26 protein-coding genes are annotated in these 24,457 nt (G+C 66.6%); 3 read left to right on the top strand and 23 right to left on the bottom strand.

The genetic code is table 11. The features are described 5' to 3' along the window. Positions 1-40: 40 nt before the first annotated feature. From PO768_RS12265 to PO768_RS12235, 7 genes are all read right to left on the bottom strand, one after another. Entirely contained in the window at positions 41-2,410 is a 2,370-nt protein-coding gene (locus tag PO768_RS12265; protein WP_272646290.1) for an NB-ARC domain-containing protein, read from the bottom strand. Further along, positions 2,407-2,817: a hypothetical protein gene (locus tag PO768_RS12260; protein ID WP_272646289.1), complete on the bottom strand. Its 411-nt coding sequence runs from the start codon at positions 2,815-2,817 to the stop codon at positions 2,407-2,409. Before PO768_RS12260 ends, PO768_RS12265 begins: the two co-directional genes overlap by 4 nt. A 3-nt stretch (positions 2,818-2,820) precedes the next feature. Continuing rightward, a complete protein-coding gene (locus tag PO768_RS12255) occupies positions 2,821-3,150 on the bottom strand; it encodes an antibiotic biosynthesis monooxygenase family protein (protein WP_262972743.1) in 330 nt (109 codons plus the stop codon). 74 nt (positions 3,151-3,224) lie between these two features. Further along, positions 3,225-4,634 carry an aspartate aminotransferase family protein gene (locus PO768_RS12250; protein ID WP_272646288.1) on the bottom strand — a complete coding sequence of 470 codons (1,410 nt, stop codon included), beginning with the start codon at positions 4,632-4,634 and terminating at the stop codon, positions 3,225-3,227. A gap of 12 nt (positions 4,635-4,646) precedes the next feature. Next, entirely contained in the window at positions 4,647-6,014 is a 1,368-nt protein-coding gene (locus PO768_RS12245; protein WP_137945005.1) for a glutamine synthetase family protein, read from the bottom strand. A 48-nt stretch (positions 6,015-6,062) separates the two neighbouring features. After that, positions 6,063-6,839, bottom strand: a complete 777-nt coding sequence (locus PO768_RS12240; RefSeq protein ID WP_272646287.1) for a gamma-glutamyl-gamma-aminobutyrate hydrolase family protein — start codon at positions 6,837-6,839, stop codon at positions 6,063-6,065. Between the two features lie 42 nt (positions 6,840-6,881). Then, entirely contained in the window at positions 6,882-8,204 is a 1,323-nt protein-coding gene (locus PO768_RS12235) for an aspartate aminotransferase family protein (protein WP_137945007.1), read from the bottom strand. Positions 8,205-8,337: 133 nt separating this feature from the next. Here PO768_RS12235 and PO768_RS12230 point away from each other — a divergent pair, with 133 nt between their 5' ends. After that, a complete protein-coding gene (locus PO768_RS12230; protein ID WP_137945008.1) occupies positions 8,338-8,808 on the top strand; it encodes an Lrp/AsnC family transcriptional regulator in 471 nt (156 codons plus the stop codon). Positions 8,809-8,841: 33 nt separating this feature from the next. On the opposite strand, the gene PO768_RS12225 is transcribed toward PO768_RS12230, so the two are convergent. From PO768_RS12225 to PO768_RS12200, 6 genes are all read right to left on the bottom strand, one after another. Continuing rightward, positions 8,842-8,994, bottom strand: a complete 153-nt coding sequence (locus PO768_RS12225) for a hypothetical protein (protein WP_171018425.1) — start codon at positions 8,992-8,994, stop codon at positions 8,842-8,844. Positions 8,995-9,074: 80 nt separating this feature from the next. Then, positions 9,075-9,986, bottom strand: a complete 912-nt coding sequence (locus PO768_RS12220) for a DMT family transporter (protein ID WP_272646286.1) — start codon at positions 9,984-9,986, stop codon at positions 9,075-9,077. A gap of 146 nt (positions 9,987-10,132) precedes the next feature. Then, a complete protein-coding gene (locus PO768_RS12215) occupies positions 10,133-10,828 on the bottom strand; it encodes a Bax inhibitor-1/YccA family protein (RefSeq protein ID WP_272646285.1) in 696 nt (231 codons plus the stop codon). Beyond that, the gene (locus tag PO768_RS12210) at positions 10,825-11,610 is read right to left on the bottom strand and encodes a TerC family protein (RefSeq protein WP_272646284.1); all 786 of its coding nucleotides are present in this window, start codon (positions 11,608-11,610) and stop codon (positions 10,825-10,827) included. Before PO768_RS12210 ends, PO768_RS12215 begins: the two co-directional genes overlap by 4 nt. Before the next feature lie 115 nt (positions 11,611-11,725). Continuing rightward, a complete protein-coding gene (locus PO768_RS12205; protein WP_272646283.1) occupies positions 11,726-12,058 on the bottom strand; it encodes a hypothetical protein in 333 nt (110 codons plus the stop codon). 26 nt (positions 12,059-12,084) lie between these two features. Further along, positions 12,085-12,873 carry a ferritin-like domain-containing protein gene (locus PO768_RS12200; RefSeq protein ID WP_272646282.1) on the bottom strand — a complete coding sequence of 263 codons (789 nt, stop codon included), beginning with the start codon at positions 12,871-12,873 and terminating at the stop codon, positions 12,085-12,087. Between the two features lie 38 nt (positions 12,874-12,911). On the opposite strand from PO768_RS12200, the gene PO768_RS12195 reads away from it, so the two are divergent. Both PO768_RS12195 and hslO read left to right on the top strand, forming a co-directional pair. Then, complete coding sequence (locus PO768_RS12195; RefSeq protein ID WP_272646281.1) at positions 12,912-13,436, top strand: gamma carbonic anhydrase family protein; 525 nt, start codon at positions 12,912-12,914, stop codon at positions 13,434-13,436. Continuing rightward, positions 13,436-14,392: an Hsp33 family molecular chaperone HslO gene (hslO, locus tag PO768_RS12190; RefSeq protein WP_137945015.1), complete on the top strand. Its 957-nt coding sequence runs from the start codon at positions 13,436-13,438 to the stop codon at positions 14,390-14,392. The genes PO768_RS12195 and hslO overlap by 1 nt, the downstream gene beginning before the upstream one ends. Positions 14,393-14,398: 6 nt before the next feature. Here hslO and PO768_RS12185 read toward each other — a convergent pair whose 3' ends face one another. From PO768_RS12185 to mutS, 10 genes are all read right to left on the bottom strand, one after another. Next, positions 14,399-16,060, bottom strand: a complete 1,662-nt coding sequence (locus tag PO768_RS12185; protein ID WP_272646280.1) for a bifunctional metallophosphatase/5'-nucleotidase — start codon at positions 16,058-16,060, stop codon at positions 14,399-14,401. A 63-nt stretch (positions 16,061-16,123) separates the two neighbouring features. Further along, complete coding sequence (locus PO768_RS12180; protein ID WP_272646279.1) at positions 16,124-16,828, bottom strand: AAA family ATPase; 705 nt, start codon at positions 16,826-16,828, stop codon at positions 16,124-16,126. Positions 16,829-16,835: 7 nt separating this feature from the next. Further along, entirely contained in the window at positions 16,836-17,477 is a 642-nt protein-coding gene (pnuC, locus tag PO768_RS12175; protein WP_137945017.1) for a nicotinamide riboside transporter PnuC, read from the bottom strand. A 12-nt stretch (positions 17,478-17,489) separates the two neighbouring features. Further along, the gene (gene ftsB, locus PO768_RS12170; protein ID WP_137945018.1) at positions 17,490-17,759 is read right to left on the bottom strand and encodes a cell division protein FtsB; all 270 of its coding nucleotides are present in this window, start codon (positions 17,757-17,759) and stop codon (positions 17,490-17,492) included. Between the two features lie 25 nt (positions 17,760-17,784). Continuing rightward, positions 17,785-19,071 carry a phosphopyruvate hydratase gene (eno, locus tag PO768_RS12165; protein WP_137945019.1) on the bottom strand — a complete coding sequence of 429 codons (1,287 nt, stop codon included), beginning with the start codon at positions 19,069-19,071 and terminating at the stop codon, positions 17,785-17,787. Between the two features lie 98 nt (positions 19,072-19,169). Further along, a complete protein-coding gene (locus PO768_RS12160; RefSeq protein WP_272646278.1) occupies positions 19,170-19,460 on the bottom strand; it encodes a DUF1330 domain-containing protein in 291 nt (96 codons plus the stop codon). A 4-nt stretch (positions 19,461-19,464) separates the two neighbouring features. Further along, the gene (kdsA, locus tag PO768_RS12155; RefSeq protein WP_272646277.1) at positions 19,465-20,322 is read right to left on the bottom strand and encodes a 3-deoxy-8-phosphooctulonate synthase; all 858 of its coding nucleotides are present in this window, start codon (positions 20,320-20,322) and stop codon (positions 19,465-19,467) included. 13 nt (positions 20,323-20,335) lie between these two features. Beyond that, positions 20,336-21,979 carry a CTP synthase gene (locus PO768_RS12150; protein ID WP_266004991.1) on the bottom strand — a complete coding sequence of 548 codons (1,644 nt, stop codon included), beginning with the start codon at positions 21,977-21,979 and terminating at the stop codon, positions 20,336-20,338. Positions 21,980-22,023: 44 nt separating this feature from the next. Then, positions 22,024-22,860, bottom strand: a complete 837-nt coding sequence (locus PO768_RS12145) for an alpha/beta hydrolase (protein WP_272646276.1) — start codon at positions 22,858-22,860, stop codon at positions 22,024-22,026. A 52-nt stretch (positions 22,861-22,912) separates the two neighbouring features. Continuing rightward, on the bottom strand, positions 22,913-24,457 hold a 1,545-nt coding region (gene mutS / locus PO768_RS12140; RefSeq protein ID WP_272646275.1), incomplete at its 5' end, for a DNA mismatch repair protein MutS.

Raw genomic sequence — 24,457 nt, 5'->3', positions numbered from 1 at the left:
GGTGTTGGGCCTGGGGCTGTGCGACAGCCGACATCATGGCCTATTCGTCGGCCGCTGTTTGCTGCATGCGGGACAGATGTTCGATCACGCGCTGGGCATAGGCCGCGCCGTCGGCGCCCAGCTGCTCCAGCGGCAGGGCCGGCGCGAACAGCCGGGCGGCCAGCGCGGCGGCCGTGCTGCCGGCAATCTCGACAGGCTCGGCCGAGTCCGGCAGGCCCTGGGCCCGCAGCCAGGGGCGCCGCAGGTCACGGGCCAGCGACTGGGCGGCCGCCGGTTCGCTGGCCTGCAGGACCAGCAGGCGTTCGGCCACGGCCTCGGCCAGCTCGGGGTAGAAGCTCACCGTGTAGGCATCGGGCGGCTCAGGGCTGACCTGGAACAGATAGGCCGCCTGCAAGGCCTGTGCATAGTGCTGGCGCGCCGCATCGAGCTCGCCGCCCTGCAGCTCGACATCGCCCAGCGCGCGCTGAAGCAGGGCCACGACCTCGGGATCCTGCTCGCGCTCGGCCAGGCGCAGCGCCTGCTCGCACAAGGGCCGGGCCAGTGCCGGCTGGCCGCGCTGGATCTGCATATCGGCCAGGTGGTAGAGGACCCAGGCCTGGGTCCACTCGTCGCCGATCTCGACAAACAGGGCCAGTGCGTCGCGGTAGCGGGTCTCGGCGGCCACGAAATCCTGTCGGCCAAAGCGCGCCGCCTCGGCCAGGAAGACGCTGGTGAGACCTCGCACGACGCAGGCATCGGGCTTGTCGCCGTCGGGCGGTGCGGCGTCGAGCTGGGCGCGCCGGCGGATCTCGCCCAGCGTGGCCTCGACGTCCGGCCAGAAGCCCTGGCTGCGCTCGACCGTCTCCTTGGGATAGGCCAGCTTGAAGCGGCGCAACAGGTCCAGCCCCTCGAGCAGCTGGTTGATGCGCTCGCCGCTCTGCGCCTGCAGCAGCGCGCCGCTGCCGGCCTCGGGCGCGGACAGGCTCAGGCGGTGGGCCCATTCATTGAGCAACTGGTCGCAGAAGTCGAAGCCCTCGTCGGTGAAGCAGCTCCACCACCAGAACGCGGTCAGCCAGACACGCAGAAAGGCCATCGTCGCGTCGCGGCTGTAGCCGGCCTGGGCGAAGTGGTAAAGCCAGTTGTCCTGCGATTCGCGCCAGTCGGGGTTCTCGTAGCGGTACAGGCCCAGGTAGTGGCTGCGTTTCTGGTACTGCTCCTCGATGGCTTTCAGCTGGGCCAGGTAGTAGTAGGCGGCGCGGGTGTTCAGCAGCTGCAGCCGCTCCGTCGGCAGCTTGCTGCGCAGGTATTCGGCGATCACCCGGTGCATCGTGTAGCGCGGCTCGCCGCCGGGCCGGGCCGCCGCGCGCCGCTCCAGCATGCCGGCCTGGACCAACTGGCGCAGCAGCACCGGCCTGACCTCGGCGACGCTCAGCGCCAGCGATTCGTCGAACCAGATCGGATCGGGCCGCAGCACCGCCAGCGCCGTGACCGCCTCGCGCAGCTGCTGGGCGTCGGTGGGCTCGCCGTTGAGCAGGCCCGAGCTGCCCAGCTGGCTGTAGCCGGCCTCGACCACCTCGGCCAGGCTGAAGCTGGCGTTCTCGGCAAACTCCATCGGCTTCTTGGCCGCGAACATGCGGCGGATATCGCTCAGCGAGGCCAGCAGATCCTGCACCGGCCGGCTCTCATCCTCGTTGTTGCGCAGCATGCGGCCCAGCAGCACCAGGGCCAGCGGCAGGCCGTCGACCCGGTCCGCCAGCATGCGCAAGGCATCGGGCTCGGCCTCGGCGGCCTGCGGCGCCAGCGCGCGCAGCAGGCGCAGGCTGTCGTCCAGCGCCAGCTTGGGCACCACATGGACCTGGGCCCGGGGATTCAGATCGCGCGCGACCCCGCGCTTGCGCGAGGTCAGCACCCGCGTGATGTGGGGGCCGGCCAGCATGAAGTACTGGCCTTCGGCCGAGGTCCAGACATCGTCAACGACCAGCAGCACCCGGCGCTCGCCGATACGGGCCGCGATCGCGCGGCCCAGCTCGCCATCGTTCTTGCGTTTGGCGATCGTGGCCTCGTCCAGGCCGACGGCCTCGGCCCATTTGACCAGCTCGCCATGCACATCGGGCGTCTGGCCCAGATGGGCCCACAGCACGCCGTCGAAGCGGCCGCGCAGCGCCTGGTGGCGTATCAGCTCGGCCGCCACCGTGGTCTTGCCGATGCCGGGCAGGAACTCGAACGCGAAGTCCTGCTGGCCGGCCTCGATGCCCGCCAGCACGGCGGCCACCAGCTCGCTGCGGCCGACGATGGCGTGCTGTGGCAGGCGCAGCTCAGGTTCGGGAATCGCATGCGACGCGTCGCGCGCGGGCTGGCCCAGGTTCAGCGCACCCAGGCTGGCGATCTGGAACAGGTTCTCGATGCGATCGGCCGAGGTGTCGCCGCTCATGGCTTGTCGGACCCGCGCCCGATGTTCAGGGTCTGGACCGAACCGGCGTTGACGACGCTGCCTATGCTGTCGGCCCGCACATTGAACTGCGGGGCCGGGCCGGTCGCAGCCAGACCCTGCAGCAGCTCGGCCAGCTCGCGTGCGAAGGCGGGGTCCCGCTCCAGCGCGTCGCGCAGCAGCTTTTGCACCACCATCTGGTTGAGTGGGTCCTGCGGCGCGGCCTGCAGATCCTGCAACTGCTTGTGCTCGACCGGCGCGGCGGCGAAGCGGGCCTTCAGCTTGTCGAACAGCTTGCCGCCCTGATCCAGAGCGGCCTGACCGGCGCCCTCGGCGAACTTGCCGGCGGCCTTGGCCAGATAGGGGGCGAGGGCGGCGATGACGCCGGCGGCGATGGCGGCGGGGTCCATGGCTCAGCCCCCGGCCCGGAAGGCATAGGAACGCTCGGGCCGGCAGACATCGATCTGATACTCGCTCATGAACTCCTCGCGGCCGCGGCGCTGTGCCTCGCGGTGCTCGGGATGCTCGCGCCAGGCCCGCAGCGTGTCGGCATCGGCGAATTCGACCAGGGTCAGCGTTTCGCCATCGGCGGCCGCGAAGTCCTTGTAGGAGAGAAAGCCCGGCATCGTGCTGGCCACCTCATACATCCGCTGCCCCAGCGGCTCCAGCGCGGCCATATCGGCATCGGCGCGCAGCCGTGAACGGAACACCACCACCAGTTTCTCGGTCGCAGTCATCATCATGGCGCACTCCTCGGAGAAGGCGCGGCCAGTCTACTGCGCACGGCGGCGCCCTACATCCCCCCAGCTTTCGAGCCTCAGAGCCAGCCGCGCCGGCTCACATCGTCCAGGGTCAGGTCCAGGCAGCGCCGAATCAGGCCCAGCATCTCGTCGATCTGCGCCAGCGTCGTCACCAGCGGCGGCGCGACGATCATGCGGTCGCCGACCGCGCGCATGATCAGGCCGTTGCCGAAGCAGTGGGCCCGGCAAAGCATGCCCACGCCCAGCTCGGGCGCGAAGGTCTGCAGCGTGGTCTTGTTCCTGACCAGCTGCAGCGCGCCCATCAGGCCGCAGCTCTGCGCCTCACCGACCAGCGGGTGCTGCTCGGCCAGCTTGGCAAACTGCGCGGCAAGATAGGGGCCAGTGCTGGCCTGCACATGCTTGACCAGATGGAGCTGGCGCAGCAACCGGATATTGGCCACCGCCACCGCGCAGGCAGTCGGGTGGCCCGAGTAGGTGAAGCCATGCTCGAACTCGCCGCCCTGATCGATCAGCACCCGCGCGATCCGCTCGCCCACCATCACGCCGCCCAGCGGGATATAGCCCGAGGTCACGCCCTTGGCGAAGGTCATCAGATCGGGCTTGAAGCCCTGGGTCTCGCAGCCGAACCAGGCGCCGGTGCGACCGAAGCCGCAGATCACCTCGTCGCTGACCAGGAGCACGCCGTATTGGTCGCAGATGCGCTGGATTTCGGGCCAGTAGCTGGCCGGCGGCACGATCACGCCGCCGGCGCCCTGGACCGGCTCGCCGATGAAGGCGGCGACGTTCTCCGGGCCGAGTTCGAGCAGCTTGGCCTCCAGCCAGCGCGCGGCGCTGAGGCCAAAATCCTCGCGGCTTTGCTCGCGGCCCAGCGCGAACCAGTGCGGCTGCTCGATATGCGCGATGCCCGGTATCGGCAGCCCGCCTTGAGCATGCATGCCGCTCATGCCGCCCAGCGAGGCACCGGCCATCGTCGAGCCGTGATAGCCGTTGATGCGGCCGATCACGGTCTGGCGCCGCGGCTGGCCCAGGATGTCCCAGTAGCGCCGCACCATGCGCAGCACCGTGTCATTGCCCTCCGAACCCGAGCCGGTGAAGAACACATGCTGGAACTGTGGTGGCGTGACCTCGGCCAGCAGCTCGGCCAGCTCGATGGCGGGCGGCGTCGCGGTCTGGAAGAAGGCGTTGTAGAAGGGCAGCTCCTTCATCTGGCGCGCGGCGGCATCGATCAGCGACTGCTGGCCGTAGCCGACATTGACGCACCACAGCCCGCTCATCGCGTCGAGGATCTTGTGGCCCTCGCTGTCCCACAGATAGATGTTGTCGGCCCGCTCGATGATGCGCGAGCCCTTGGCGGCCAGGCCCTTGAAGTCGGTGAAGGGGTGGAGGAAATGCGCGGCGTCGGCGCGCTGCCATTCGCCGGTGCTGCGGCGCTCGATCAGCGCGGCTTGTGGATGGATCTGGCTCATCGCGGGTCCTCCTCAGACATGCAGCAGCAGGTGTTCGCGCTCCCAGGGCGAGATCACCTTCATGAACTCGGCGTACTCGATCTCCTTGATCTCCGAGTAGACGGTGATGAAGGACTCGCCGAGCACGGCGGCCAGCTCCTTGTCGGCGCGCAGCAGGGCCAGCGCCTCGCCCAGGCTGCGCGGCAACTGGTAGTCGCCCAGATAGGCATCGCCCTTGCATTCGGCGGTCGGCTCGATGCGGTTCTTGATGCCCAGATAGCCGCAGGCCAGGGTCGCGGCATGGGCCACATAGGGGTTGGCATCGGCGCCGATCACGCGGTTCTCGACGCGCCGCGCGGCCGGCGGCGCCAGCGGTGCGCGGATGCCGACGGTGCGGTTGTCGGTGCCCCACTGGATATTGATTGGCGCGGCGGTGTGGCGGGCCAGGCGGCGGTAGCTGTTGACATAGGGGGCGAACAGCGCCATCGCGGCCGGGATGTGTTTTTGCAGACCGCCGATGTACCAGAAGAACTCGCGGCTGGGCGTGCCGTCCTCGTTGCTGAACAGATTGCGGCCGCTGCGCTTGTCGACCAGGCTCTGATGCACATGCATCGCGCTGCCCGGCTCGCCGGCAATCGGCTTGGCCATGAAGGTGGCGAACATATCGTGGCGCAGCGCCGCCTCGCGCACCGTGCGTTTGAAGAAGAAGACCTCGTCGGCCAGGCCCAGCGGATGGCCGTGAAAGAAGTTAATCTCCATCTGGCCGGCGCCGATCTCGTGGATCAGGGTGTCGACATTGAGCTGCATCTTCTCGCAGTAGTCGTAGACATCCTCGAACAGCGGGTCGAACTCGTTGACCGCGTCGATCGAGTAGGCCTGGCGCGAGGTTTCGGCGCGGCCGCTGCGGCCCACCGGCGGCTTCAGCGGCATGTCGGGATCGCTGTTGCGAGCCACCAGATAGAACTCCAGCTCGGGCGCGACCACCGGCTCCCAGCCCTCGTCGTCAAACAGGCCGCAGACCCGGCGCAGCACCGAGCGCGGCGCGAAGGGCACGAGCTGGCCGTGGCGGTCGAAGCAGTCGTGGATGATTTGCGCGGTCGGGTCGCTGGCCCAGGGCACGAGACGGGCGGTGGTGGGGTCGGCGCGCAGATGCATGTCCCGGTCGTTCGGGCTGATCACATCGTAGTACGGACCTTCCTCGGGGAACTCGCCGGTGACACCCATTGCGACCACGGCCTCGGGCAGGCGCATGCCGCGATCCTCGGTGAACTTCTCGCGCGGCAGGATCTTGCCGCGCGCCACGCCGGTCAGATCGGGCACCAGGCACTCGATCTCGGTGACCCCGTGCTCGCGGAACCATTGCTCCAGCTCGCTGAATGTGAACTTGTCTCGTACCACCATGCTGCACCTCCTCGGTTGATGGGATCGGATGTCCGGCGGGCGGGGCTCCTAGGTCCGCCAGTTACTGACTTTGTTGCCTTGGTAATCGCGACAGGCTTGTCCGAAGGCCTGCAGCAGACGTTGGGAAATCGGGTTGCTGTGCGCCAGCCACTCCGGATGCCATTGCACGCACAGCGAGAAACCCGGCGCATCGGCCACCGTGAAGGCCTCGACCAGGCCGTCCTCGGCCAGGGCCTCAACGCGCAGGCCCGGCGCCAGGCGCTTGATGCCCTGGCCATGCAGCGAGTTGACCTCGATGGGCGCGCTCGAACCCAGGATCGCGGCCAGCTGGCCGCCGGGCAGGACCTGGACCGGGTGGGCGCTGGCGTACTGGATCTCGGGCGGCTGGCCCTTGGCGGCGCGATGGTCCCGCAGCCCCGGCTGCTCCTGCACGGCCTGGTGCAGGCTGCCGCCCAGCGCCACATTGGCCTCCTGGAAACCGCGGCAGATGCCCAGCAGCGGTAAGCCCAGGGCCAAGGCCTTGGGGATCAGCGGCAGGGTCCAGGCATCGCGCAGCGGATCCAGCGGCAGGCTCTGGTCGTGCACGGTCTCGCCGAAATGGCTGGGGTGGACATTGCTCTGCGAGCCGGTCAGCAGCAGGCCGTCGGCCAGGGCCAGCAGCTCGTCCAGCTCGTCGGGCGTGCTGGCCGGCACGATCAGCGGCAGGCAGCCGGCCAGGCGCACCGCGTCGATGTATTTCTTGCCGGCCATCTGGAAGGGATGCTCGCCCATCATGCGGTTGCAGGCCGGCACCAGCACCACGGGCTTACGGGAAGACAAGGTCATAAACGCAAAGGGCCACCGAAGTGACCCCATCATGCCTGTGTTTCAGGCGGCCCGTTTCAAGGCGCCGCGCAAGGTGTCGACGATCTGGTCGATATGGCTGCGCTCGATGATCAGCGGCGGCGACAGCGCGATGGTGTCGCCGGTCGTGCGTATCAGCAGGCCCTTCTCATAGCAGTCCAGGAAGATGTTGAAGGCGCGCTTGGCCGGCTCGCCCGGCAGGGGCGCCAGCTCGATGCCGCCGACCAGGCCGATATTGCGGATGTCGATCACATGGGGCTCGTTCCTCAGCGCATGCAGGCTCTCGGCGAAATAGCCCTGCAGCTCGGCCGCACGGGTCAGCAGGCCCTCGTCGGCATACGTGTCCAGCGTGCCCAGCGCGGCGGCACAGGCCAGCGGATGGGCCGAGTAGGTGTAGCCGTGGAAGAACTCGATCAGGTGCTCGGGCCCGTTCATGAAGGCGTCGTGGATGCCTTGCTTGGCGAACACCGCGCCCATCGGCACGCAGCCATTGGTCAGGCCCTTGGCCACCGTCATCAGGTCCGGTGTGACGCCGAAGGTCTGGGCGCCAAAGGGGTTGCCGGTGCGGCCGAAGCCGGTGATGACCTCGTCGAAGATCAAGAGGATGCCGTGCTTGTCGCAAATCTCGCGCAGGCGCTGCAGATAGCCCTGCGGCGGGATCAGCACCCCGGTGGAGCCGGCGACCGGCTCGACGATCACCGCAGCGATGGTGCTGGCGTCATGCAGCGCGATCAGGCGCTCGAGATCGTCGGCGAACTCGGCGCCATGGGCCGGTTGGCCCAGCGAGAAGGCATTGCGCGCGTGGTCATGGGTGTGGCGGATATGGTCGACGCCGCTGAGCAGGGTGCCGAACATCTTGCGGTTGGCCACCATGCCGCCGACCGAGATGCCGCCGAAATTGACGCCGTGATAGCCGCGCTCGCGGCCGATCAGCCGGGTGCGCGCGCCCTCGCCACGCACGCGGTGGTAGGCGATGGCCATCTTCAACGCGGTCTCGACCGACTCCGAACCCGAGTTCGTGAAGAACACCTTGTTAAGCCCGGCCGGGGTCAGCGCGGCCAGGCGCTCGGCCAGCTCGAAGGCCTTGGGATGGGCCATCTGGAAGGGCGGGGCGAAGTCCAGCTCGGCCGCCTGCTGCTGGATGGCCTGGACGATCTTGGGTCGGTTGTGGCCGGCGTTGACGCACCACAGGCCGGCAATGCCGTCCAGGATCTGGCGGCCCTTGTCGTCCGTGAAATACATACCGTCGGCACGGGTCAGCAGGCGCGGCGCCTTCTTGAACTGGCGGTTCGCGGTGAACGGCATCCAGTAGGCGTCCATCGCGGGATGGGGGGTGTGGTCAGACATGGCAGGGCTCCTTGAATGCCGACCAGTCTAGACAGGGATGCGCGCAATATGCAGGCGCAATGGCCTGGCGTTAACCCGTGTCTTTGCATCTTCGTGCGATCATCTGCCGATCAAACCGCAGGAAATTCGAACGATGGGCTCAGAAGTGCAACTGGATGCGATTGACAGGGCCATCCTCAGGGAGCTGCAGCAGGATGGCCGGCGCTCCAATGTGGAGCTGGCGCAGCGGGTGCATCTGTCGCCGTCGGCCTGTCTGCGCCGGGTCAAACAGCTGGAGGACGCGGGGGTGATCGCCGGCTATGTGGCCCTGGTCAATCCGAAGGCGGTGGGCAAGCCCGGCACCAGCTACACCATCATCAATCTGGAGCGCATGACGCCGCAGGCGCTGGGTGCCTTCGAGCAGGCGGTGCGCGATGTGCCGGAGATCCTCGACTGCTTCTATGTGGCCGGCACCAATGACTATCTCTTGCGCTTTGCCTACAAGGACGCCGAAGACCTTGAGCGCCTGCATAGCGATGTGCTGATGCATCTGCCCGGGGTGGCGCGCTCGAATTCAATGCTGGTGCTGCGAACCGTCAAGAAAACGACGGCGTTCGAACTCTAGCGGGCGCTGTGGCCGGTCGAACTGCCCAGTCGATCAGGCGCCAAGCAGGGCCAGCAGCGAGGTGGCGCCGAACAGGGCCAGCAGCGCGGCAAAAGCATAGGTCTCGATGCGACCGCTGGACGCGCTGGCGGAATCGGCCAGCAGGTAGGCGTTGTTGTGGCTCAGCGAAATATTAGCGTTGGTCATGATTCGAGTCTCCGTTGCCATTCAAATGAATGACTTCGAGAGCGATTCTGTCATGAATAAGTGAAAACCCTGTGAAAAACCTAAGGGTTTTCGCTAATAAACACCGGTTTCCGGGTCCGCAGCAGGGGCAGCAACTGGATCGCCAACATGCTGGCCAGGATCAGGCCGCAGCCCAGCAGGCCGGCCTCACCCAGCCGATCGCCCATCAGCAGATAGCCGAACAGCGCCGCGAACAGTGTTTCGGAGGACAGGATGATGGCGGCATCGGCCGCATGGGCATAGCGCTGGGCCACCACCTGGGCGGTGAAGGCTACGCCCACCGACAGCACGCCGGTATAGGCAATCGGGAGCGACGCCGCCTGCAGGCCGGCCCAGCTGAGCGGCTCGAACAGCAGGGCCCAGGCCAGCGACAGCAGGCCGCAGACCAGGAATTGCCCGCCCGCCACTAGAAAGGGTGCGTTCATCCGGTCGGCCACCCGGCCGACCAGCAACACATGCAGGGCCCAGGGTAGGGCGGAGGCGATGATCCAGCTGTCGCCCAGACTGACCTGCAGCGTGTGAGCGCCGGACAGCAAAAAGGCGCCCACCAGGCAGGCCAGCGCTCCGGGCCAGACCGACCAGTGCGGCAACTGGCGCAGCAGCAGCCAACCGAGCACTGGCACAAGAGGCACATACAGCGCCGTCAGGAAGCCGGCATTGGTGACCGTGGTGCTGACGATGCCGATCTGCTGCATTGCCGCGCCCAGCAGCAACAGGCTGCCCAGGCCAGCTATCTTCAGCCCGTCGACCGGTTGCAGCGCGCGGCTCTGCCGCTGCAGGCCCTGCCACTCGCGCCAGGCCAGCGGGGCCACGACCAGGGCGCCGATCAGAAAGCGCACGCCGGTGAAGGCCATCGGCCCGACATCGGCCATGCCATGGCTTTGCGCGACAAAGGCCGAGCCCCAGATCAGGGCGATGAGAACGAGCAGGAGATTGGCTTGGACGCGGGACACAGACGGCGGGCGCAAAAATGAGCAAGGGCGGGATGATAAGTCCCGCCCTTGCTTCTCGATCACAGACAAGGCGTTGGCCGCGCCGCCCCGAGAACGACTTGCGCCCCCTTGGGGGGCGTTCGCGTACTCGCGGGCGGGGGCGCTATTTACTCGTCACGGCCACCGAAGATGCCCAGCAGGGCCAGCAGCGACTGGAACACGTTGTAGATGCTCAGATAGACGCCCAAAGTGGCGGTGATGTAGTTGGTTTCCAGGCCGTCCTGCACGCGCTTGAGGTCGTACAGGATGAAGGCCGAGAAGATGCCGATCGCCAGCACCGACAGCGTGATCATCAGCGCGCTGGACTGCAGGAAGATGTTGGCGATGCCGGCCACCAGCAGCATGATCATGCCGATGAAGAGGAACTTGCCCATCGAGCTCAGATCGCGCTTGATCACCGAAGACAGCGAGGCCATGCCCAGGAAGATTGCCCCGGTGCCGGCGAAGGCCGTCATGATCAGGCTGGCGCCATTGGCCAGGCCCAGCACCGAGCCGACCAGGCGCGACAGCATCACGCCCATGAAGAAGGTGAAGGCCAGCAGCATCGGCACGCCGGCGGCCGAGTTCTTGGTTTTCTCGATCGCGTACATGAAGCCGAAGGCGCCGGCCATGAAGACGATCAGACTGACCATCGGCGACATCGCGCGGGCGATGCCGGTGCTGACGCCCAGCCATGCGCCCAGCACTGTGGGCACCATGGACAGGGCCAGCAGCCAGTAGGTGTTGCGCAGCACGCGGTTGCGTTCAACGCTGACGGCCGTGCCGCCGGTGGCGGTGGCGTAGTGGTTCAGGTTTTGGTTCATGACAGCTCCTTGGAGTGGGAATGAGAGACGGATTCGGACTTGGCCAGCGCCTGGCGCTTGCTGCGGGCCCGGATGTTCAGGGCTTCGACCGCCAGCGAGAAGCACATCGCGGCGTAGATATAGCCCTTGGGAATTTCTTGATCGAAGGCCTCGGCGGTCAGCGCCATGCCCACCATCACGAGGAAGGCCAGGGCCAGCACCTTGACCGAGGGGTGACGGTCGACGAAGTCGCCGATCGGCTTGGCGGCGACCAGCATCACGCCGACCGAGGTCACGACGGCGGCCACCATCACACCGATCTGGTCGACCATGCCGACGGCGGTGATGACCGAGTCCAGCGAGAACACGATGTCGATGATGGCGATCTGGCCGATGATGGCCCAGAACAGGCGCTGGCCGGCGGCCTTCATCTCGGCCGTTTCTGTGACCGGCGGGCCGTCCTGCTCATGCGCCTCGACCTCGACAAAGATCTCGTGCGAGGCCTTGTAGAGGAGGAACAGGCCACCGAACAGCAGCACCAGGTCGCGCCCGCTGATGCCTTGCCCCAGCACCGTGAACAGATCGGCGGTCAGCCCCATCACCCAGCTCAGCGTGAACAGCAAAGCCAGGCGCGACACCATCGCAAAACCCAGCCCCAGGCGGCGTGCCTTGTCGCGCATGTGCGGCGGCAGGCGGCCGACCAGGATGGAGATGAAGATGATGTTGTCGATGCCCAGGACGATTTCCAGGGCGGTCAGCATCGCGAAGGCGATCCAGATATTGGGGTCGAGAAGAAAGTCCATGGCCGGTAGGTCCGATGGCGGCCAGCTTCAGGGGCTGGTCGCGCCGAGTGAGTTCAAGAACGAGAGAAGAGGCAAAGGCGCGGAGAAGCCACGCCCGGGGCGCCGTGCGGGGCGCTCAGGCGTGCAGGGCAGCCGCGCGGGGAGGCCGTTGCGGGCCCTTCAGATAGGGCGGCGGCATCACGGCCGCATTCAAACTTGGCGGTGCCATAGCGGCGCGCTCCTCGGATCGAAGCGGGCGAGGGGCGTCGAACAGCTCGGGGATCTCCAGCGGGCCGTCCATGGGCAGATGCTCGGCGAGCACGCCTGAGGGGGCGTCCTGGCCCGGCAGCTCCAGACTGTCACAGTGCGCTTGCTGGCCGCTCATCGGCGCCTGCACCTGTCCCGACGCGGGCGCAAGTGCAAGGACGAGCATCACAGCGGTGAGGATGGCAAGAATCCAGCGAGGCATACAGGCACTAGTGTACTTGCCCGTGACTAGGATTGCAGATAGGCCAGCTCTTCCGCGCTGAAGCCCGCCGCATGGCGGGCCACCAGATTGAAGGGCGGGCGCAGCCGGGGCGCCTCGTACTGGCGGACCAGATCGGGATAGAGGGCCACCGGGTCGAGGCCGCGCTCGCGGCACAGCTGGCGATACCAGCGGTTGCCGATCTCGACATGGCCGATCTCGTCGCGCAGGATGATGTCCAGGATCTCGACCGCGCGGCTGTCGCCGGCGCGGGCCAGCTTGGCCTGCAGCGGCGGCGTGGCGTCGAGGCCGCGCGCTTCCAGCGTGCGCGGCACCAGGGCCATGCGGGCCAGCACATCGCCGGCGGTGCGCTCGGCCATGGTCCACAGGCCGTCATGGGCGTCGAAGTCACCGTACTGCCGGCCGAGGCCTTGCAGATGCTCGTGCAGCAGCGTGAAATGCAGGGCCTCCTCGGCCGCGACCTTGAGCCAGTCCAGATAGAACTCGCGCGGCATGCCGGCAAAGCGCCAGACCGCGTCCAGCGCCAGATTGATGGCGTTGAACTCGATATGGGCAATCGCGTGCAACAGCGCGGCGCGGCCTTCGGTTGTGAAGGGCGAGCGTTTGGGCACTTGCAGCGTCGGCACCAGCTGCGGGCGCTCGGGACGGCCCGGCAGACCGTCCGGCCGGGTGAATGCCTGGGCCCTGTCGAGCGGAAGGTCGGCCTGGGCAGCGTCATAGAGCGCGCGTGCCGCTGTCGCTTTTTCCGCCGGATCGGCGATACACAAGACCTTCAGGGCACGGCTACGGGCTTCCATTCTTACAATTATCGCTTTGCGCCCAGAAGGGACGAGCGATGGCCATCTATGAGCTGGGCGAGCACAAGCCCGATATTGCCGATTCGGCCTGGGTGGCCGACAGCGCCCAGGTGATAGGCCGGGTCACGCTGGCCGAGGACTGCAGCGTGTGGTTCAACGCCGTCTTGCGCGGCGACAGCGACACGCTGAGCCTAGGCCGGGGCACGAATATCCAGGACGGCTCGGTGCTGCATGCCGACACCGGTTTCCCGCTGCAACTGGGCGAGAACGTCACCGTTGGCCACCAGGTCATGCTGCATGGCTGCACGGTGGGTGAGAACTCGCTGATCGGCATTGGTGCGGTGGTGCTCAATGGCGCGAAGATCGGCAAGAACTCGCTGGTCGGCGCCGGCGCGCTGGTGACCGAGGGCAAGGAATTCCCGGACGGGGTGCTGATCGTCGGCAGCCCGGCCAAGGTGGTGCGCGAGCTGAGCCCGGCCCAGATCGAAGGTTTAAAAGCCAGCGCCCGCCACTACATAGACAACTCCCGGCGCTACTCGACGGGTTTGAAAAAGATCAAGTGATGAGTGAACTGCATAAATTCCTGTTCGAAGGCCTGCCGGTGCGCGGCATGCTGGTGCGCCTGACTGGCAGCTGGCAAGAGGTGCTCAAGCGCCGCGAGACGGTCGGTGCCCATCCGCCCGAGCTGCGTTCGCTGCTGGGCGAGATGGCGGCCGCTGGCGTGCTGATGCAGTCGAACATCAAGTTCAACGGCGCCCTGGTGCTGCAGGTCTTCGGCGATGGCCCGGTCAAGCTGGCCGTGGCCGAGGTGCAGCCGGATCTGAGCTTCCGCGCCACCGCCAAGCTGGTCGGCGAGGTGCCGGAGGGTGCCAAGCTGGAGGCGATGCTGAATGTGCACGGCAAGGGCCGCTGCGCGATCACGCTGGACCCCAAGGACAAATTCCCGGGCCAGCAGCCCTACCAGGGCGTCGTGCCCCTGCATGGCGACCAGCGCGAGCCACTGCAGCAGCTGTCCGAGGTGCTGGAGCACTACATGCTGCAGTCCGAGCAGCTGGACACCAAGCTGGTGCTGGCGGCCAATGACCAGATCGCCGCCGGCCTGCTGATCCAGCGCCTGCCGGTACAGGGCGAGGGCAATCTGGCCGGTGCAAAGAACGAGGACGATATCGGTCTGTCCGATGCCTACAACCGCATCAGCATCCTGGCCGCGACCCTGACCAGCGAGGAGCTGCTGACCCTGGATGCCGACACGATCTTGCGCCGGCTGTTCTGGGAGGAAACGGTGCGCCGCTTCGAGCCGCAGACCCCGAGCTTTGCCTGCAGCTGTTCACGCGAGCGGGTGGGTTCGATGCTGAAGAGCCTGGGCCGCGAGGAGATCGACTCGGTGGTGGCCGAGCGCGGCCATGTCGAGGTCGGCTGCGAGTTCTGCGGCCTGCAGTACCACTACGACGCGGTCGACGTGGCCGAGCTCTTCACCGTTGGCCATCAGGCCCAGCCGAGCTCGGGCACCCTGCAGTAAATCGGCTCAGTTCAGGCGCTGGACCCGGTCCAGCGCGCTGGGCGTGATATTGGGCTGGGTGCTCAGATAGCGCTCCAGCGCGTCCACATCCATCACGCCGGTCAGCGCATTCTTGCCCTCGGTCAGCACGCGAAAGCCATCGCCGCCGCTGGCGATGAAGCTGTTGACGGTGATGCGGTAGCCGGTCTGCGGATCCAGGGTCTGGCCATTGAGCTTGATGCTCTCGGCCGGCACGCGCGAGCCCAGCGGCTTCTTCGCATCCCAGCTGTAGCTGAAGCCCTTGGAGACCTGCAGGAAGGCGCCGCGCACATCCTCGCTGCGCCATTGCTGCTCCAGCAGGCGGTGGATCTGCGCGCCGGTCAGCGTCAGCGTGACCAGGTTGTTGTAGAAGGGCTGGACCGCAAAGGCGTCTGCATAGGTGACCTCGCCGCTGGCGCTCTTGGTCAGCGCGGCACGCACGCCGCCGGCGTTCATCAGCGCGATCACCGCGCCGCCCTCGTTGGCGCCGGACGTCGCGGCCAGCTGGGCGTCGGCGATCAGCTGGCCCATGGGCATCGCACCGGCCGGGCTGGCCTCGCGCGAGATGCTGTCGCTGATGCGGCCGACGACGCGCTTGGCCAGCGGCTCGGCCAGCTTCTCGTAGGCGGCGATCAGCTGGGTCTGGGCCGGGTCCTTGGCATAGCGCTCGGTGCGCACGATCACATTGTTGGCACTGGCGCTGATCACGTCGCGGCTCTTCGGGTCGAGCTGCAGATCGATCTCGGTGACGATGGTGCCGTACTTGTCACCGCTGGTGACCAGGCGGCCATCGATATTGCACTGGTAGGCGCGGTGGGTATGGCCGCTGACGACCAGGTCGACCGCCTTGTCCAGCTTCTTGACGATGTCGACGATGGGGCCGGAGATGCCGGGGCATTCGTTGTAGTCACCGGTCGGGAAGCCGCCCTCATGGATCAGCAGTGCGATCGCCTCGATGCCCTGGGCGCGCAGCTCGGGCACCAGCTTGTTGACGGTCTCGGCCTCGTCATCGAAGCGCAGCCCGGCCACGCCGCTGGGCGTGACGATCTCGGGTGTGCCCTTCAGGGTCAGGCCGATGAAGGCCATAGGCACGCCGTTGAAGCGCTTGATGTGATAGGCCGGCAGCACGGTCTTGCCGGTCCTGGTATCCCAGGTGCTGGCGGCCAGATACTGGAACTTGGCGCCCTTGAACTGGGTCGGGCCCTTGCAGCCATGCTCGGGGTGGCAGCCGCCATACTGCTTGCGCAGCAGCTCGGCGATGCCGCCGTCGAACTCATGATTGCCGACGGCCGCGACTTCCAGCCCCATCAGGCTCAGCGATTCGATCGTCGGTTCGTCATAGAACAGCGCCGACAACAGCGGGCTGCCGCCGATCAGGTCGCCGGCGGCGACGAAGATGTGGTTGGGATTCTTCTCGAGCAGCTGCCGGGTGGCGGTGGCCAGATGCTCGGCACCGCCAGCCGGCACGGTGATGGTCTTGCTCGGATCGGCCGGATCCTTGATGCGGATGCCGCTGCTCGGCTTCAGATTGCCGTGGAAGTCATTGATCGCCAGCACCTTGACGGCCACTGGGCCCGTCGGGCTCAGCATCGCGCAGCCCGACAGGACCAGGGCCGAGGCCAGCAAGGTGAGGGCGGAACTCTTCATCATCAGGACACTCCAGGCAAACGTTTGCAAGCAAGTGCCAAGTGTCGATGGCCGAGCTTGGCAACGTCAAGTGTCGAAACCCGGGGAACCGGCCGATTCTCGTTGTCGCGTGCGCTGCAGGCTGGCGTGTTCGCACTCGGGCACATCACAGTCGCGGCAGATCCAGGCCTGCGAGGGCAGGGCGTCCTGGCGTGCCTGCAAACGGGTGAACAGGCCTTGGCCGGCCTTGACCCGCGTGCTCAGCAGCGGTGTCACCGCCGTCAGCGCGGACTCCAGCCGGTCCTGGCCATGGCCGGCAATGACGGCCCAGCTCAGCCTTGACTGAATCAGCGCCTGCCGCAGCGCCGCGTCAACCGGGGCTTGCACATGGGGGCCGTCGCGCTGCAGGCCATCGGCCACCCAGGGTAGGTCCAGCGCGGTCAGCAGGGTCAGCGCAAAGCGGCGTTGCGATTCCAGGGCACCGGGCAGCAGGCTGGCGTCGTCGAACAGCAGCCGGCTGTAGACGGCCGTCATCAGCGGCGTGGTGTCGGCGATCACGACTTCGTGGGCGATGCGGGCTGCATCGATCAGCTCGAGTTGGATGCGGGCAATCGCCGCCTGCTCGTCGGCGCGCGGCGTGCGCCCGGCCCGCTCGCACCAGTCGCGCAGATATTCGGGGACAAAAGTGCAGCGCAGGCCGGTATCGGCCGCCAGCCGCAGGGCTAGGTCTTGCGCCAGGCGGCTCTTGCCGGTGCTCTCGGCGCCGACGATGGCAATGCACAGGCCTGCCATCAGGTGACTAGGCCGTGACGGCAGGCCGCAGCTGGCGCTGCCAGGCACGCCAGCCGGCCACCGACATCGGGATGAAGACCGCATACAGCAGCACCGTCAGCCAGTAACCCTTGTAGGCGAACAGGCTGACGCTGACCACATTGACCAGCACCCAGACGCTCCAGTTCTCCTGGTATTTGCGGCCCAGCAGATACTGGCCCAGCAGGCTGGCCACGGTCGGGAAGGCATCCCAGTAGGGCGCGGGCGAGTCGGTCTGGCGCTGCAGGAACAGACCCAGCAGCGGCCAGGCCAGCAGCACGGCCAGCACCGCCAGCCAGCGCCCGCGCGGGCTCAGCAGGCGCACCCGCAAGGCCTGACCCCGCTCATCCTTGCCGCGCAGCCATTGCCACCAGCCCCAGATCGCCAGGCTGGCAAAGACCAGTTGCAAGCTCGCCTCGCCATACAGCTTGCCGCTCCAGAACAGCAGGAAGTAGAGCAGGGAGCTCAAGAGAGCCAGCGGCCAGGCCAGCACATGGACGCGCATATTGCACACCACCATCCAGACCGCCAGCACAAAGGCCAGGATCTCGGTCCAGGTGATCGGGCTACCGAAGGCCTCGAAGGCCGGCGCGAGCAAGGGTTGCAGCGGCTGCAGCAGCGCGTCGATCATGACGGGGCCATCTCAGCGGCGCAGCTGGACGAAGATCTCGTCGGGCTTGATCATGCCCAGCTCGAAGCGGGCCTTTTCCTCGACCATCTCCAGGCCCTCGCGCAGATCGCGCAGCTCGGCGTCGAGCTGCGCATTGCGGGCGCGGGCCTTGTCATTGGCCAGCTGCTGCTCAGCCAGCTCGGCCCGCAGCTGCACGACACGCGGCATGCCGCCCTTGCCGAACCAGAGCTGGGCCTGGATGGCCAGCAGAAAGCCGGCCAGGATGATGCTGAGAATTTTCACGCCCGCAGTCTAGCTGCTCGCGCGATCAGCGCAGGTTGTAGAAGGCCGCACGGCCGGGGTACACGGCCACATCGCCCAGGTCTTCTTCGATGCGCAGCAGCTGGTTGTACTTGGCCATGCGGTCCGAGCGGCTCAGCGAGCCGGTCTTGATCTGGCCGGCGTTCAGGCCGACGGCAATGTCGGAGATTGTCGAGTCTTCCGTCTCGCCCGAGCGGTGCGAGATCACGGCGGTGTAGCCGGCGCGCTTGGCCATCTCGATCGCGGCGAAGGTCTCGGTCAGCGTACCGATCTGGTTGATCTTGATCAGGATCGAGTTGGCGATGCCCTTCTCGATACCTTCCTTCAGGATCTTGGTGTTGGTGACGAAGAGGTCGTCGCCAACGATCTGCACATTCTTGCCAAGGCGGTCGGTCAGGATCTTCCAGCCATCCCAGTCGCCCTCGGCCATGCCGTCTTCGATCGAGATGATCGGGTACTTGTCGACCCAGGTGGCCAGCATATCCGTCCACTCTTGCGAAGACAGCTTGATGCCGCCTTCGCCTTCGAGCACATACTTGCCGTCCTTGTAGAACTCGCTGGCGGCGCAGTCCAGGCCCAGGGCGATCTGCTCGCCTGCGGTGTAGCCGGCCTTGTCGATCGCTTCCAGAATCATCTGGATCGCGGCCTCATGATTCTCGACGTTAGGCGCGAAGCCGCCTTCGTCGCCGACCGCGGTGCTGATGTGCTTATCGTGCAGGATCTTCTTCAGGGCGTGAAAGACCTCGGCACCCCAGCGCAGCGCTTCGCGGAAGCTCGGCGCGCCGACCGGGATGATCATCAGCTCTTGCAGGTCGAGATTGTTGTTGGCGTGCTCGCCGCCGTTGATGACGTTCATCATCGGCACCGGCAGCTGGTTGCCGTTCATGCCGCCGAAATAGCGGTACAGCGGCAGACCGGACTCTTCGGCGGCGGCACGGGCCACGGCCATCGAGACGGCCAGCATCGCGTTCGCACCCAGGCGGCTCTTGTTCTCGGTGCCGTCCAGATCGATCAGCGTGCGGTCCAGAAAGGCCTGCTCGGAGGCGTCCAGGCCCAGCACGGCCTCGGAGATCTCGGTGTTGATGTGCTCGACGGCCTTCAACACGCCCTTGCCCAGATAGCGGCTCTTGTCACCGTCGCGCAGCTCGATGGCTTCGCGCGAGCCGGTCGATGCGCCCGAAGGCACGGCGGCGCGGCCCATCACGCCGGACTCCAGCAGCACATCGCACTCGACGGTGGGATTGCCGCGGCTGTCCAGGATTTCACGGCCGACGATATCAACAATAGCGCTCATAGTCTCGAGGTCTCCAGAAGGTCAAAAAATCTTGGGGCGGCGCGATGGTGCCGGATTTTCGTTACCAGCGCACAACAAGTTGCCGCCTGTGTGTGGGCTCAAACGCCTTCGATCAAGACCATGCGCATCACGGCCGCGCCCTGACGCGCCGCGCGGGCCTGTCCATACTCGGGCGAGTCATTGAAGGCACGGGCGGCTGCGGTCGACGCGAACTTCAACAGGACCACACGGTCGGGAGTCCAGTCGCCCTCCAGCACCTCTACTTGGCCGCCGCGCACGCAGACTTCGGCGCCATGGGCTTGCATCGCGGCCGAGGAGAACTTTTTGTACTCCTCGTATTGCGTGGGGTTGGTGACCTGGACGTTGGCGAGGATGTAGGCGCTGGGCATGGGTTCAGCAGGAGAAATCGTTTTCTAGAAGGGGCTGGGTCTTGACCACGCGGTCCAGCGCAACGAGTTGCTCCAGCAGCGTGCGCATATGCTGCAGCGGCACTGCGTTGGGTCCGTCGGACCAGGCCTCTGCAGGGCGCGGATGGGTTTCCATGAAGAGACCGGCCACGCCAGCGCCGACGCCGGCGCGGGCCAGCACGGGCACCATCTCGCGGGCGCCGCCGCTGATTGTGCCCTGGCCACCGGGCTTCTGCACTGAGTGGGTCACGTCGAACACGACCGGCGCGCCGGATTTGCGCATCTCGGCCAGGCTGCTCATATCAGCCACGAGATTGTTGTAGCCAAAGCTCACACCGCGCTCGCAGGCCAGGAAACGGTCTTCTGACAGGCCGGCTTCGCGAGCCGCGTCGCGCGCCTTGTCGATGACGTTCTTCATGTCCCAGGGCGCGAGGAACTGGCCCTTCTTGATGTTCACCGGCTTGCCCGACTTGGCCACCGCGCGGATGAAATCAGTCTGGCGGCACAGGAAGGCCGGGGTCTGCAGCACATCGACCACGGCGGCCACATCGGTCACCTGGGCTTCATCATGCACATCGGTCAGGATGGGCAGGCCCAGCTGGCGACGCACCTCGTCCAGGATCTTCAGGCCGGCGTCCATGCCGACGCCTCGCTTGGTGTTGCCCGACGAGCGGTTGGCCTTGTCGAAGGAGCCCTTGTAGATCAGCGGGATGCCCAGGGCCGAGCAGGCCTCCTTGAGCCGGCCTGCCACTTCCATGCTCATCTCCAAGCCCTCGATCGAGCAGGTGCCAGCGATCAGAAAGAAGGGGCGGTCGATGCCGACCTCAAAATCGCACAGCTTCATGGCAGGAGCTCCTTCAGGCCTGTTTGTGTTCCAGCGCCGCCTTGATAAAGGCGGTGAACAGCGGGTGACCGTCCCATGGCGTGGACTTGAATTCCGGGTGGAACTGCACGCCGACATACCAGGGATGGACAGAGCGCGGCAGCTCGACCATCTCGGTCAGCTTCTCGCGCTGGGTGATGGCCGAGATCACCAGACCGGCCTCTTGCAGACGGTCCAGATAGTGCTCATTGGCCTCGTAGCGGTGGCGATGGCGCTCGGTAACAACCGGGCCATAGATGTCATGGGCCAGGGTGCCGGGCTTGACGTCCGAGCTCTGTGCGCCCAGGCGCATCGTGCCGCCCAGATCGCTCTTTTCGTCGCGTTTCTGGATCGTGCCGTCGGCGTCCTGCCACTCGTCGATCAAGGCGATCACCGGGTTCGGTGTCTCGGGCTCGAACTCGGTCGAATTGGCGCCGGCCAGGCCGGCCATATGGCGGGCGTACTCGATGGTCGCGACCTGCATGCCCAGGCAGATGCCCAGGTAAGGCACCTTGTGCTCGCGGGCGTACTTGGCCGCCAGAATCTTGCCCTCGACGCCGCGCTTGCCAAAGCCGCCCGGCACCAGGATGGCGTCGTACTGGCCCAACTGGTCGATGTTGTCGGGGGTCAGCAGTTCCGAGTCCACATACTCGATCTTGACACCCGAGTGGTTGTGGATACCGGCGTGGCGCAGCGCCTCGTTGAGCGATTTGTAAGAGTCGCTCAGATCGGTGTACTTGCCGCACATCGCAATCGTGACATGCTTGGTCGGATGCTCGACCTCGTGCACCAGGGTGTCCCAGCGCTTCAGGTCTGCGGACTTGGTGTTGAGCTGCAGCTTGGTGCAGATCAGCTGGTCCAGGCCCTGCTCGTGCAGCATGCGTGGCACCTTATAGATGGTGTTCACGTCCCACATCGAGATCACACCGTACTCGGCCACATTGGTGAAAAGCGAGATCTTCTCGCGCTCATCGTCCGGGATGCGGCGGTCGGCGCGGCACAGCAGTGCGTCCGGCTGGATGCCGATCTCGCGCAACTTCTGCACGGTGTGCTGGGTCGGCTTGGTCTTGAGCTCGCCGGCCGCAGCGATCCAGGGCACATAGGTCAGGTGCACGAAGGCGACGTTGTTCGGGCCGGCCTTCAGGCTCATCTGGCGCGCCGCTTCGAGGAAGGGCAGCGATTCGATATCGCCGACCGTGCCGCCGATCTCGACGATGGCCACATCGACGGCATCCGGCGTGCCCTGACCGGCGCCGCGACGGATGAAGTCCTGCATCTCATTGGTGATGTGGGGGATCACCTGGACGGTCTTGCCGAGGTAGTCGCCGCGACGTTCCTTCTCCAGCACCGACATATAGATCTGGCCGGTGGTGAAGTTATTGCTCTTCCTCATCCGCGTCGTGATGAAGCGCTCGTAGTGGCCCAGGTCCAGATCGGTTTCGGCCCCGTCATCGGTGACGAAGACCTCGCCATGCTGGAAGGGCGACATCGTGCCCGGATCCACGTTGATATAGGGATCGAGCTTGATCAGGGTGACCTTGAGGCCGCGCGATTCGAGGATGGCAGCCAGTGAGGCCGATGCGATGCCCTTGCCGAGAGAGGACACCACACCGCCTGTGACGAAGACGTACTTGGTCATGTCTTGCAGCGCCCGTACAAGAACGCTGTGGTGGTAAAGCGTGATTATAGCGAGGTGGCTCGCGCCGCCCGGAGCTCGTCGAGCATTTGCAGTACCAGGGCGGCCGTGTCGTCGGGTCGCTCGAAGGGATAGAGGTGGCTGCCTTCCATCCAGCGGAAATTCTGGCGCGCCAGCGCCTTCGAGGCGGCGGCCCCGGCCTGGCGCAGTTCTTCGGACTGTGTGCCGGCGACAAAGCCGATCGGGCAGCGCGGCGGATGGCGGCGCAGCAGGGCCGGCAGATGGTGGGGCAGGGTGTTGTAGATGCGGGTCTCGATCTCGCGCTGAAAAGCCAGCCGGGTCTTGTCCCCCTGCTCCTCGAAGCCGCTGGCCACATAGTCGGCCAGCACCCGCGGGTCCCAGCGGGCGAACTTGTGCTTGGCGGCGAAATGCTCCTGCACGGCCGCCCGCGTCGGCCATTCGTGGCGGCGCTGGCTGGAGATCTTGCCCGGCGAGACGCGGGGCATCAGCCGCGTCGCCTTGGCCATGCGCACGCTGTGGGCGCGCCAGCCGCTGACGACCGGGCTGTCCAGCATCAGCAGACCCTCGACCAGATCGGGTCGGCGGCAGGCCACCAGCAGGCTCAGCATGCCGCCCAGCGAATGGCCGGCCAGCATCACCGGGCCATCCACTTGCATCTGGGGCTTGACCTCCCGCTCGATGAAATGGATCAGCTGATCGCGCAGATGCGGCCAGTTGCTTGTGACCGGGTAGGCCGGGTCATGGCCGATGCGGGGCAGGGCGTGGACCTCCCAGCCGGCCGCGCGCCAGGTCTCGAACAAGATGCGGTAGCAGCCGGCACCGAAGCCGTTGGCGTGGGAAAAGACGAGCGTGCCTTGATTCATATGCAGCAAGTCTTTCGCCAGAAAACCAGGGTTTTGGGCGCGGCGGCGAGGGTCATGTCTTGCTGAGTTTCTTCAATCGGTACAGCGCGTCGAGCGCCTCGCGCGGGCTCAGCGCGTCGGGATCCAGATCTTGCAGCGCCAGCAGGGCCGGGCTGGTCGCCTCGGTGACAGCGGCCACCGGCTCGGGCGGCGTGGCGAACAGATCGATCTGCGCCTCGTCCTCGCTGGCCTTGGCCTCCAGCGCCTCCAGCGTGGCGCGGGCCTGGCGCACCAGGCTGGCGGGCATGCCGGCCAGCCGCGCCACCTGCACGCCATAGCTGCGGCTGGCCGGGCCGGCTTGCAGCTCGTGAAGGAAGACGATGTCGTCGCCGCTCTCGACCGCGCCGACATGGCTGTTGAGCGCGCCGGCATGCTTGGCCGGGAACTCGGTCAGCTCGAAGTAGTGGGTCGCGAACAGCGTGAACGCGCGGCTCTTGTCATGCAGATGGCTGGCGATGGCACCGGCCAGCGCCAGGCCGTCGAAGGTCGAGGTGCCGCGCCCGATCTCGTCCATCAGCACCAGGGACTGCTCGGTCGCGCTGTGCAGGATGGCGGCCGCCTCGGTCATCTCCAGCATGAAGGTCGATTGCGCATTGGCCAGGTCGTCGGCCGCGCCGATGCGGGTGTGAATCGCATCCATCGGCCCGAGCCGGCAGCTGGTGGCCGGCACATAGGAGCCGATCGCGGCCAGCAGGCTGATCAGGGCCACCTGGCGCATGAAGGTGCTCTTGCCGCCCATATTCGGGCCGGTGATGATCAGCATGCGGGTGCGGGCATCGAGCCGGCAGTCATTGGCCATGAACTCGCCGGCACCGGTCTCGCGCAGCCGCATCTCGACCACCGGATGCCGGCCGGCGCCGATCTCGATGCAGGGCTGGCTGACGAACTCGGGCCGGCACCAGCGCAGGCTGGCGGCCCGCTCGGCCAGCGCCGCCAGCGCATCCAGGCTGGCCAGCGCGCGGCCCAGCGCGGTCAGCGGCTGCAGCTCCTCGACCAGATGGTCGATCACCGCTTCGTAAAGCAGCTTCTCGCGCGCCAGCGAGCGTTCCTGGGCCGACAGCGCCTTGTCCTCGAAGGCCTTCAGCTCGGGCGTGATGTAGCGCTCGGCATTCTTCAGGGTCTGGCGGCGCTGGTAGTCCATCGGCACCTTGTCGACCTGGCCCTGGGTGACCTCGATATAGAAGCCATGCACCTTGTTGAACTGCACGCGCAGATTGGCGATGCCGGTGCGGGCGCGCTCGCGCGCCTCCAGGTCCAAGAGGAAGGCATCGCAGTTCTGGCTGATGCCGCGCAGCTCGTCGAGTTCGGCGTCGAAGCCGGCGGCGATCACGCCGCCGTCGCGCAAGAGCACGGCCGGCTCCTCGGCGATGGCGCGGCTCAGCAGCTCCTCGATATGCGGCGAGGCGGCCAGGCCCTCGGCCAGCTGTGCGATCAGCGGCGCGCCGCTGGGCAGGGTCTGGGCCAGCTCGGGCAGGATCTGCAGGGTCGCGCGCAGGCCGGTCAGCTCGCGCGGCCGCACCTGGCGCAGCGCGACGCGAGCGGCGATGCGCTCGACATC

This window comes from Paucibacter sp. XJ19-41 (genome assembly GCF_028462495.1).
Taxonomy (GTDB): Bacteria; Pseudomonadota; Gammaproteobacteria; order Burkholderiales; family Burkholderiaceae_C; genus Roseateles_E.
Note: the sequence above shows the minus strand (reverse complement) of the source record. Positions and strands in the feature narration are given on the sequence as shown.